The 11,854-nt window shown below is 34.0% G+C and carries 11 protein-coding genes; 10 read left to right on the top strand and 1 reads right to left on the bottom strand.

Going from position 1 to position 11,854, the window contains the following annotated elements; all coding sequences use genetic code 11:
* Nucleotides 1-152 precede the first annotated feature (152 nt).
* The gene (locus tag GOQ16_RS16820) at nt 153-4,112 is read right to left on the bottom strand and encodes a response regulator (protein ID WP_160070358.1); all 3,960 of its coding nucleotides are present in this window, start codon (nt 4,110-4,112) and stop codon (nt 153-155) included.
* A 593-nt stretch (nt 4,113-4,705) separates the two neighbouring features.
* Between GOQ16_RS16820 and GOQ16_RS16815 the strand changes: the two genes are divergently transcribed.
* The 10 genes from GOQ16_RS16815 to chrA all read left to right on the top strand — a co-directional run bounded on the left by GOQ16_RS16815 (nt 4,706) and on the right by chrA (nt 11,239).
* Nucleotides 4,706-5,317, top strand: coding sequence for an outer membrane beta-barrel protein (locus tag GOQ16_RS16815; RefSeq protein WP_160070357.1), 612 nt, complete (start codon nt 4,706-4,708; stop codon nt 5,315-5,317).
* 134 nt (nt 5,318-5,451) lie between these two features.
* Complete coding sequence (locus GOQ16_RS16810) at nt 5,452-5,781, top strand: ArsR/SmtB family transcription factor (protein ID WP_160070356.1); 330 nt, start codon at nt 5,452-5,454, stop codon at nt 5,779-5,781.
* 62 nt (nt 5,782-5,843) lie between these two features.
* Complete coding sequence (locus GOQ16_RS16805) at nt 5,844-6,317, top strand: DUF6428 family protein (RefSeq protein ID WP_160070355.1); 474 nt, start codon at nt 5,844-5,846, stop codon at nt 6,315-6,317.
* A gap of 17 nt (nt 6,318-6,334) precedes the next feature.
* Nucleotides 6,335-7,108, top strand: coding sequence for a metallophosphoesterase family protein (locus tag GOQ16_RS16800; RefSeq protein ID WP_160070354.1), 774 nt, complete (start codon nt 6,335-6,337; stop codon nt 7,106-7,108).
* 16 nt (nt 7,109-7,124) lie between these two features.
* Nucleotides 7,125-7,265: a biotin/lipoyl attachment domain-containing protein gene (locus GOQ16_RS18070; RefSeq protein WP_262886279.1), complete on the top strand. Its 141-nt coding sequence runs from the start codon at nt 7,125-7,127 to the stop codon at nt 7,263-7,265.
* Nucleotides 7,266-7,285: 20 nt separating this feature from the next.
* A complete protein-coding gene (locus GOQ16_RS18065) occupies nt 7,286-7,498 on the top strand; it encodes a glycine cleavage system protein H (RefSeq protein ID WP_262886278.1) in 213 nt (70 codons plus the stop codon).
* 3 nt (nt 7,499-7,501) lie between these two features.
* Nucleotides 7,502-8,533 (top strand): ACR3 family arsenite efflux transporter, encoded by a 1,032-nt coding sequence (gene arsB / locus GOQ16_RS16790; protein WP_160070353.1) that lies wholly within the window; start codon nt 7,502-7,504, stop codon nt 8,531-8,533.
* Between the two features lie 33 nt (nt 8,534-8,566).
* Nucleotides 8,567-9,367: a helix-turn-helix domain-containing protein gene (locus GOQ16_RS16785; RefSeq protein ID WP_160070352.1), complete on the top strand. Its 801-nt coding sequence runs from the start codon at nt 8,567-8,569 to the stop codon at nt 9,365-9,367.
* 313 nt (nt 9,368-9,680) lie between these two features.
* Entirely contained in the window at nt 9,681-10,121 is a 441-nt protein-coding gene (locus tag GOQ16_RS16780) for a DoxX family protein (protein ID WP_160070351.1), read from the top strand.
* Entirely contained in the window at nt 10,106-11,239 is a 1,134-nt protein-coding gene (gene chrA, locus GOQ16_RS16775; protein WP_160070350.1) for a chromate efflux transporter, read from the top strand. Before GOQ16_RS16780 ends, chrA begins: the two co-directional genes overlap by 16 nt.
* Nucleotides 11,240-11,854 lie beyond the last annotated feature (615 nt).

Here is an 11,854-nt window from a genome sequence, read left to right as displayed (position 1 = left end):
AATAAGACTTTGGCAACAAAGCACAAGTCTGTGAAGCCCGAAGCCCATTTGTCTTTAGCAAATGGGTAGTTCACAACCTTTTCTGTAAGACCTTTAAAGAAATAATGTGTATGTCCATAAAAAATTAAGCACACTATTATTTTCAGTTTATGTTAATTATTTGCTGTGCTCTGTGTGTCATCATCTTTCAACTCTTTTATATACATCAGACCGTTCTCTATATCTTTTACAATGTTTAATATTTCGTTCCAACGAAAAGGCTCGTGATTTATAACTTTGTCTTCTAAATCTTTCGTAACTTGATTTAATTTGATTAATCCTACGTGAGACGCTGTGCCTTTTAGTTTATGAAGAATCGATTTAAGCGAAGATATATCTTTGTATTCTATAGCTTGCTTTAATATTATTATTGTGTTGTTTAATTCTTGAATTACAAGGTCAAGAAAATATCTTTTAAACTCGTCATCGTCACTATAATTACTTTCTAAAATTGATCTATCAAAATCAAAGTCTAAAGTAGTATGCTGAGCAGTCGTATCACCAGAAATGTTAGCAAGAACTTCCATAATTACACTTTTTAAATCAGCAATACGTATTGGTTTAGCAAGAAACTGTGTCATGCCGGCTTGAATGCAGTTTTGTTTTTCGCTCAAAGTATTTCCTGCAGTAATGGCAATAATGGGTGTGTTTTTGTAATTATCTAATTGTCTTATTTTTTTGGTTGCTTCTATACCATCCATAACTGGCATTTGAACGTCCATTAAAATAATATCGAATTGTTTTTCTGTACACGCCTGATATGCTTTTTCTCCATCATTAACAGAAATTATTTCGGATTTCGGTAACAAACCAGCTAGCATGCGGAGATTTAGTTGCATGTTTACTGCATTGTCATCGGCTACTAATATAGCAGCTATAGATTCGTTTTTGTCTAGTAAATTTTCTGTAGCAATACTATTTTTAATTAGATCTTTATCTTTTTTATCTTGTTGGTGTTTGTGTATTGATTGGTTAATTGCCAAGTATAATTTATCTGTTTTGATAGGCTTCATTAAACTAACAATTTCATTATCGTCACTTAAATGTGCTAACAATTCTTGCTTCTCGTAGGAAGTATGCAAAATTATTAACGGTATTTCCATATTTTTACTAGCCATTATTTCTTTCATCTTGGCAATAGTTTCTACACCAGAGAGAACTGGCATATGATAGTCCACAAGAATAAGGTTAAATTCTTCTCCTTGGGCTAATAACTGCAAAGCTTCTACTCCATTTTTTGCTAAGGTTGTATCAATATTCTTATACTTAAGCATATGATCCATTATAATTCGATTGTTAGTATTATCATCTACAATCAAAGCACGCTTAATAGGTATTTCTATTTTATTATTAGGGTTAGTAATTGTTTTTTCATACTCAACTTCCAAATCGAAAAAGAAAGTAGTTCCATTTTCTGGCTCACTTAAAAGCTGCAAATTACTGTGCATATATTTTAGTAAGTTGTTGGAAATAGTAAGACCTAGTCCTGTCCCTCCATACCTTTTGCTAATTGAACTGTCTTCTTGGGTAAATGCTTGAAATATTTTGTCCTGCTTCTCTTTTGCAATTCCGATACCAGTATCTCTTACAGAAAAACGAAGTTTTGTTGTTGAACTCATTTGGCTTATTTGTTGGACTTTAAGTTCAACCTCGCCTTCTTCAGTGAACTTTACGGCATTGCCCATTAAGTTTATTAAAACTTGCTTTAGTCGCGAATCATCGACCCAAATATTTAAATCTAACTCTTCAGGCACATTAAGTAACAATTCTAAACCTTTACTTTGCGCCTGAAACAATATCACATCTACAACTTGACTACATAAATCATATAGATTGTATTTGCCTATATATAATTCAAGTTTACCAGATTCTATTTTTGAAAAATCTAATATATCGTTAATAATACTAAGCAGACTATTTCCTGATTCATTAATATATTTAAGGTACTGCTGTTGAAGTTCATTAAGTGGTGTTTGAAGAAGTAGGTCGGAGAAGCCGATTACACCATTTAGAGGGGTACGTATCTCGTGACTCATATTTGCCAAGAATTCAGATTTTGCTTTATTTGCTGCCTCAGCAGATTTTTGAGCTGTTAATAATTCTTCGTTTTTCTTTACTTCTTCTGAAATATTTTGTACAAAAATAATTATACCTCCAATTTTCTGTTCGGAAATATACCACGGTCTAACCTCCCAGTTAAAATGTTTTTCTACTTTCTCCTTACCAATATACATTACCTCATGAGTGTTTTTATAAGAAATGCCTTTTAAAGCATTGTTATATATTTCTATTCGGTAATCGGGGATATCGGTAGAAAGGTCACCAATATTCCTGTGTTCAACATGTTCCTTTACAAAATTAAATTCATCTAACCACTGATTGCTTACATAGAGGTAGTTTAGATTCTGGTCAAACATAGCTACTGCTGCTGGGACGTAGTCGATAAAAGTGCGCAACATAGATTCTTTTCGTTCAACCTCCAAATGCATGGTTTTGCTACTATGTATATTCTGTATAATCCCAAATATCCGTTTGCACACCCCCTCGGAGAATTCTGGTATACCCTTTACACGCACCCATTGTCTGTTTTGACTGATAGGTTGCATTTCTATCTCTAAATCATAGGGTATTCCTTGGTTAACTGCAGTGTAAAAAGCTTCTTGAAGTAGTATTGAGGAACTCGTATGAAAATTTGCAAAAGCTGTTTCGAGATCTAGATTTTCAACTTCTTGCATTTCCATTATTTGTTTCGCTTGTGGAGATAAGTATACTCTACCATCATTCATGCTAACCTCCCAGCCACCAACTTGAGCTACTGCATTTGTTTGTTCAAGAATTTGCTGCGTATGTAAAAGATCTAGTTCAAGTTTTCTTCTATCGCTAATATCTAGTGCGATGCTGCTGACATAAGGATTTCCATCCAAATCCTTCTCTAAGACGTTATGGTATAAGAAAAATACTTTTTCTCCAGACTTCTTCAACAGGGTCATCATCCCCCGCATTTGCCCATGCTCAATCAGTTCTGTCATGTACTGATCATATAGTGGTTTGTTTTCGGGCGGTATTAAATCAATTAATTTAAGACCTACTACCTCGCTTTCTTTGTACCCCAAAAGCTCTCTTCCTTTTTCGTTAACACGTAAGATATTTCCATCTAAATCATGCATGCTCATTAGGCCTAAGGAGTTTTCGAAGTAATTTCTAAATCTTCGCTCAGAGTTTAATAATTTTAAACGCTCTTGGTTTTCATGGCTTATATCACGTCCAATAGCGAAAAATTCGTTGTACTTCTCCTCGTACTTAATGTGCCATTGAATGGTTATAAGACGATTGCTATTAAAAAGTGTGTAGGTTGTAAGTGAAACTTCTTTACCGGCTAAGGTATCCTTAAATGCTGCTTTTAATTCATCATCTGTATCTGCCGTAAATAAGTCTAAAAAAGGTTTACTTATTATTTCTTTATTATTTTGATTTAAGATCTGTTTGAATGATTGATTAACTTCTTTTATGTTTAAATCACTATCTATTACTCCAATTAAATTTTGGGTTACCTTTAGTATATCTGTATAATATCCCGACTCAACTTTTAGTTTTTTATAGGTATAAAGCTGGCTCACATTTTTGGCAAGCGCATAGAGGAAATCAATTTGACTTTGATCTATTTTTTTAGGAACAAAATCAATTACGCAAAGCGTGCCCAGGGCAAATCCATCTTCATCAATAATGGGAACACCTGTATAAAATCTTATTTTGGCCTGATTAACGATTGGATTGTCGGCGGTTCTCTCATCTAGGAGTGTATCTTCAATTACAAGAGCATCCGTGCTCATTAACGTATATTGACAAATTGTTTGTTTTCGATCTACAGAGTCAACCTCCATTCCGATACAGCTTTGTATGCGTTGAACATCTCTTTCCATTATGCTAACTAAAGCGATAGGGCAATGGGTAAAATTAGCCGCGCCTTTAGAAATAACATCAAAATCAGAATCCTTACTAAGGTTTAGTAAGTTGAATCTTTTTAGATGCGCTAATCGATCATCTTCGTTTAAAGGTATAGGATAGGTATTCATCTGTTGTCTTTTTGGTCCTTTACAATTTAGATATAAAATAGTAAATCTCTTTAAAATTTTAAATATTTAACTCATTTAAGTCATTCGATTTAGCTCCCTGCTTATGATATTTTGTCTCTATTATTGTTATAAAATACTGAGTAACGATGCATAGAATCAATGCTAGTCATACCTTATTGGGTAGATATCGTATCCGAGAATTTCAAGGCTAATGCTCTAGAGCAAAAGATTCTTATAAATACTTAGTATCACAAAACACCACAAGAAAGTCATAGTTGCTACAGGGTATTGAGGAACGATTATGAGCATGTGGCTTACGATTGGGCCAAACGAGAACCAAGATTACGTATTGTCAAGATTATCGTAAGAGGAAAGAAAATAATATTCTGCTCAATTTAAATCACGAATTGTTTATGTTTGCATGATAGAATTAATCCGGGATTTTCACTTAATATTATATAAGATATAGATTCGTACAAATATTTGTTCCAATTATACTTAGTAATATGAATTATTAATCTAACTATATTTACGTATTTTTAATATTCGCCTTGGGTTAAGGCCTAAATATGAGATTTCACAAACAAACCAATATGAAAAAAAACTACCTATTAGCGTTCTTATTGATCGCTACTGTAACAGGATTATCCGCACAGAATAGATTTGGATTCAAAGCAGGATTGAATCTTGCAAGTGAGTACTTGCGCATGGATAATCAGTCCTCAACAACCAAAATAGCTCCCCTTTACCATCTTTCTGCATACTATGATATTGCTGTATCTCCGCGTTTTTCTATTCAGCCAGGACTTTCCCTAGAAGGCAAAGGTGGTAAGTCTGAAATAGATGGTGAATCACTTACAGATAAGTTAATGTATTTAGAGGTTCCTATAAACTTTATTTCATGGACACCCACGAGATCTGGAGAGTTCTTTTTTGGAGGAGGTCCATATTTTGCATATGGGGTTGATGCAAGAGTGACATCAGGTAGAAATGCACTACATTTAGAGTGGGGAAATGAAATCAATCAGCTTAAACCATTCGATGCAGGGATAGGTCTAATTTTTGGATATAGATTTAATGGAGGGTTCACAACAAGACTTTCTAGCTCGGCTGGGTTGGTTAATATTTCAAACCAGAGTGGAATGAAATATTTAAATAGAGTTACTTCTATTGGGATAGGATACGAATTCGGTAGCAAACGATAAAAGCATATCTTTTAGCTGATTTCTCTGGCTAGATATGATTGATAGCTATTCTTCGAACTTAACAACAATTTTTTTATAAATTATTTGTTGTTTTTAATGTATTATCGTAATATTGCGATATAAATAAAAAATACATGGGTGTCACAAAAAGTGAAATATTTACGGAAGAGCAGAATCATTTAGCCATTACTTTGAAAGCACTGGCACATCCTGCGCGAATAGCCATTTTACAGTATATCATTAAACAGAATGCCTGTATTTGTAATGATTTGGTAGAAGAATTGGGATTGGCGCAGGCTACCATTTCACAACATTTAAAAGAGTTAAAGAACATTGGCATCATTAAAGGAAATATAGAGGGAACAAGTGTATGTTACTGTATCAATGAGACAGTTTGGCAACAAATTAAAAAAGAACTCGATACTTTCTTTGTCGCTGATATAGCTATTGAAAAATGCTGCTAATGCATTTTTTACTTTAATATATCGCTACATTGCAATATATCATTAATAATAATAGAAAGAATATGAAACTATCAGAAATTAAAGAAATCCTTCAGACATTGGATAATGTTGAATTTCAATTGGAAAATGGAACTTTTGTACCCGAACATTTTCACGTTACGGAAGTGGGGCAAATAACTAAAAATTTTATTGACTGCGGTGGTGTAATTCGGAACGAAAAAGTTGTCAATTTTCAATTATGGAATGCTAATGATTTTGAACATCGATTAAAACCCACTAAACTTTTAAACATCATTAAGCTTTCGGAAGAAAAGTTAGGTATTGAAGATGTAGAAATTGAAGTGGAATATCAAAGTGACACCATTGGAAAATATGATTTAGAATTTAATGGAAAAACTTTTGTCTTGAAAAACAAAACCACAGCTTGTTTGGCAGAAGATGCTTGTGGTATTCCATCAGAAAAACAAAAGAAAAATTTAATAGGATTGCAGGTAAATCAAACCAATACTTGCACGCCAGGTGGAGGTTGTTGCTAATTTTAAAATTTATCAAAATGAAAATTGTATTATTCAGCGACATTCATGCTAATTTACCTGCATTAGAAGCTTTTTTTGCAGATGTTGAAAAAAGAAATCCCGACAGTATCTATTGTTTGGGTGATTTGGTGGGCTATAATATTTGGCCAAATGAAGTGGTTAACGAAATCCGTAAAAGAAAAATCCCAACAATTGCAGGAAATTACGATTTTGGAATTGGAAGAACGAGCACTGAATGCGGTTGTGCATACAAAACGGACAGCGAAAAAGATAACGGAAACATTTCTATTTCATTCACAAATTCTTTAATGAAAGATGAAGAAAGAACGTATTTGCGAACACTTCCAGCACATATTAAAGTAGAGTTTCAACTAAATAAAGATAAATTGAATTTGCTACTGGTCCACGGAAGTCCGAGAAAAATAAACGAATATTTATTTGAAGACCGAGAGGAGAAAAGTATGCTTCGTATTATGGAACAAGCAGATGCAGACATTCTGTGCTTTGGACATACACACAAACCATATCACAGAGTATTGAATTCGGGAATTGATGGACAAAATCATTTCAGACACGCCATCAATATTGGTTCGGTAGGCAAACCAAAAGACAGTGATGTAAGAGGTTGTTATGTAATGCTTACCATTAATGAGAATAGCTCTGTGTTGGAAAGAGACAGTGTAAAAGTTGAATTTATTCGATTTGAATACGATATTGAAAAAGCAGCAAGAGCAGTTGAAGAAAGTCCGCTACCCAACGAATATGCAGAAAATTTAAGACGTGGTTACTAATCAATAAAAAAAGGAAATGAACATTCCTGAGGATTTATACTTTTCCAAAGAGCATACCTGGCTGCCTATAGAAAATAACATTGGAACGATTGATATTACAGAGTTTGCCCAAATTAAAATAGGTGAAATCGTGTATGCAGATATGTCGAATATTTGATATTATTTTAAGAGGAAGAAATGTTCGGTTCTATTGAAGCTGTTAAAACCGTTAGTGATTTATTTCTGCCTATGTCAGGTAAAGTGATAGAAACCAATAGACTAATTTTAAAAGATCCAACATGGGTAAACAGAAAACCATTCGAAAATGGTCGGTTGGTAAAAATAGAAAACAAACTAGAAATTGTGAGCTTACTAAAAGCAGAACAAAACGCTAACGCTACAAACAATTAGAAGATGCAAGTAAAACTAAAATTCCTTGACCGTTACCTCACCTTATGGATATTCCTTGCCATGGCTTTAGGGGTGGGGTTGGGTTTTTTATTTCCCAATATCTCTACTTTAACTGGTAGCTTATCCGTAGGCACAACCAATATTCCAATAGCAATTGGTTTAATACTGATGATGTATCCTCCATTAGCAAAAGTGGACTACTCACTTCTGCCCAAAGCGTTTAAGGATAAAAAAGTAATCGGCATATCGTTAGTGCTGAATTGGATTATCGGTACAGTATTGATGTTCGGATTAGCTGTTCTGTTTTTACGGAACGAACCTGATTATATGACAGGGTTAATATTGATAGGCCTGGCCAGGTGTATAGCAATGGTCATCGTGTGGAGTGACCTAGCCAAAGCCAACCGGGAATATACCGCTATGTTAGTGGCATTGAATAGCATCTTTCAGATAATTTCTTACAGCTTTTTAGTCTGGTTATTCATCAACATACTACCTGCAAAATTTGGCTTAGCCAATTTCAATGTAAGCGTGTCGATAAGTGCGGTAACAGAAAGCGTATTGATATACTTGGGTATTCCTTTTCTGGCAGGCTTTTTAAGTCGTTATATATTGGTAAAATCTAAAGGTATAGAATGGTATAACAGAATATTTGTGCCAAAAATATCACCCATTACATTGTATGCTTTACTGTTTACCATCGTATTAATGTTCAGTTTGAAGGGCGACAAAATAGTAGAATTACCAATGGAAGCAGTGAAAGTGGCCATACCATTAATCATCTATTTCGTGCTAATGTTTTTTGTAAGCTTCTTTATCAATAAATCTTTGAAAGTACCTTACGATAAAAACGCTTCTATCGCATTTACTGCTACAGGAAACAATTTTGAATTGGCAATCGCTGTTGCAATATCAGTTTTCGGTATTCATTCGCCGCAGGCATTTGTAGGTGTGATTGGACCATTGGTAGAAGTGCCGGTATTAATATTGCTGGTAAAGGCAAGTTTATGGTTAAAGAAAAAGTATTATAGCTAATTTTATAGGGATAAACTTCATATTTTAGATAAATTGAAAAACTCTATCTCCATAAAAAACAAAATTGAAGCGTCAACATTATTAAAAGTTGCACCATTCCGTAAAGAAATTCGCAAGACCGAGCCTCACAAACATAACAGCTATTTAGAAATAATTTATTTAAGGGAAGGAAGCGGCTTGCACACCATCGATCATACTTCATTTTCGATAATGCCACCTACGGTTTTTTTTGTCCGAAAAGAGCAGGTGCATCATTGGGATATGACAGATACTCCGGATGGTTATGTATTGCTTTTAAAAAAGGGTTTTGTCGACCATTCATTGGACAGGGAACTTAAAAGTCTTTTATCTAAACTGAGTGGATTAAGCTGCATTCATCTGAAAGAAACAGAAAGTATAGACACCTTGTTCCAAATGCTCACTATAGAAAAAAATTTTACTGTTATTGAAGGATTATTAAAAGCACTATTTGCTAAAATTTTGATTGTGGGGAAACCTTCGATAATTAAATCACGTAAATCAGATGGTGCCATTACTATATTTCTGGAACTGCTCAACCAGACAAATGACCTGCAAAACAATGTCAATTATTATGCAGAAAAAATTCATATGACACCCCAAAATCTTAATGTTATTTGTCGTAAGGCACTAGACCAATCAGCGGCTGAGGTAATAGCTGAGCATATAATTAGTGAGGCAAAAAGACAATTGATGTATACCATAAGTAGTGTTTCTGAAATTGCGTTTAAATTGAATTTTAAGGACACTTCCCATTTTGTAAAGTATTTCAAACGTTACACTGGTCTTACACCTCAAACCTTCCGTAATACTTAAAATACACCTTTCTATTTTCAAATATACAATGTCTGATAGTTCGTATTACACGAAATTTGTTTAGTGTAAGGCGAAGGTTATGAGATGTTTGATATTTGTTTATACTTCCATTTTTTTGTGATTGTAAAAAAACAAGGAATGGCTCAGGGCCAATAAATAAAAGGGGATGAGAATAAACTATAGAAAAAATCAATTCTGTGCATTTGATATAGGATGGTTGAAACTGGCCTCTCTGTTATTTTAAGTATGCCAATTGCATTTATTTTAGCCTATCTATATAAAAAAGTGCAATCCAAAATTCATAAAACTAATCATGAAGTTTCAAAAAATAACTAAGACAGACGTATCAAAAACCACTATATTAATTCGATTGATGGTAGGAGCGGTATTTTTATCAGAAGGAATTCAGAAGTTTTTATTTGCCGACACCCGTGGAGCCGGACGATTTGAAAAAATTGGTTTGCCTTATCCTGAATTTTTGGGCAGTTTCGTTGGAACATTGGAAGTTATTTGTGGATTTCTTCTTCTAATCGGGCTGTTCACACGGCTTGCAAGTCTCCCACTTATTGTTATTATGCTTGTGGCTATTGCAACAACTAAATCAGAGATTTTAATAGAAAAAGGATTTTGGGAAATGATGCACAGCAGCCGCACCGATTGGACGATGCTTTTGGGCAGTATCTTTCTATTGATAAAAGGTGGAGGTAAATGGTCGGCAGATAAAACTTTTGAAAACAAATGGAGAATAAAATAGAGCTAAAAGAAATAGCAAAAGTTTTCAGTAAAATAGGTTTTATTGGATTTGGTGGTCCAGCAGCACATATTGCTATGATGCGGGATGAAGTAGTGGTCAAGCGGGAGTGGATGAGTGAACAGTATTTTTTGGATCTGCTGGGAGCTACCAATCTTATTCCAGGTCCTAACAGCACGGAAATGGCTATTCATATTGGCTTTGATAAAGGTGGGTGGAGAGGCTTAGTAACAGCCGGTATGTGTTTTATTTTACCCGCCGTTTTTTTAACAAGTATTCTAGCGTATTTGTATATTCGATATGGTCAGTTGCCCGAGCTACAGCCTTTTATTTATGGTATCAAACCTGCTATAATTGCTATCATTCTCGCTGCCATTTATCCTTTAGCAAAACAATCCGTAAAATCTTTAAATTTAGGTCTTATCGGTATTACCGTATTGTTAGCTGCGGTGATTGGAGTTAATGAAATATATTTAATGCTTGGTGCAGGTTTGTTAGCATTTGGATTGCACACTATTCAGAACAGACAAAATGATACTTTACAAAGTATCGTTCCGTTTGCTTTTTTTCTTCAAATCATACAGACAACTTTTTGGACAGCGACCAATGCACAGCTATTTTGGACATTCCTTAAAATTGGCTCCATACTTTATGGAAGCGGATATGTATTATTTGCCTTTATCGATACAGAATTGGTTACAAAAGGTTTACTCACAAGGCAACAATTGATGGATGCTATTGCAGTAGGTCAGTTCACGCCTGGTCCCGTTTTTTCGTCGGTAACTTTCATCGGATTTCAAATCAATGGACTTTCAGGTGCTTTTATTTCAACAATAGCTATTTTTCTTCCATCATTTGTTTTTGTAGCAATGCTTAATCTCTTAATGAAAAAGCTTCGAAATTCTAAAGGATTGTCTGCCTTTTTAGATGCTGTAAATGTAGCATCTGTAGCTGTAATGATGGTGGTGTGCTTGGAAATGGGTAAAGAAATCATTACTGATTGGAGGACGATGTTAATTGCTTTTTCCAGCATTGCAATAACTTTTGGCTACAGGAAAATAAATAGTGCTTTTGTAGTTTTGGGTAGTTCCTTATTCGGATACTTGTTGTTTCAAATTTAAATACATTACTTTTAAGGTAGATCATAACTTTTTTCAATCGTAATGTATTGTATTTGGTAACATGATAGTGCTGATTATTGTTCCTGCCCAGCATATCGGATTAGGCATTCCTTTGATTTTGCAGTCTTTCCTCTGCATTTGTTTAATCAATTATGTATTTGAAAACTAACTTGTTTTCTTATTCTTTGAAATCATCCAGGATAGTTTATGTATTTCCTGCTCCATCCTGGATAATTTTCAAAATTTACCATTTCGCGAATGATAAAATTAACTTTACAGTTATAATTAATTGACTTAACTTAATAATCATTAATTATTCTCTCTTCACTTTGATCTAAGTTTTACCAATAGTGATTTATAAGCAGAGATTACTTCTGAATTTATGTGATCAGGGATTATATTTGCAAATAGGATCACTAAAGCCTATGTCAGCGAGAGATTTTTATATAATTATCTTCAATATGGCTAGGAAATCTAGGTTAGCCAACAATTTGTACGAAAAGTCCACTAATACAGTATATTTTTTTAGCTATCATTATTTATAAAACGGAGCGTAAAACCCACAGGTGTTTAGCCTGTGGGATGTAAGCGACTAACCCTGATTGAGAATATACT

The sequence above is a fragment of the Sphingobacterium bovisgrunnientis genome (genome assembly GCF_009829085.1).
Taxonomy (GTDB): Bacteria; Bacteroidota; Bacteroidia; order Sphingobacteriales; family Sphingobacteriaceae; genus Sphingobacterium; species Sphingobacterium bovisgrunnientis.
The sequence above is the reverse complement of the archived record's forward strand: the minus strand, read 5'-3'. Positions and strand labels throughout refer to the sequence as shown.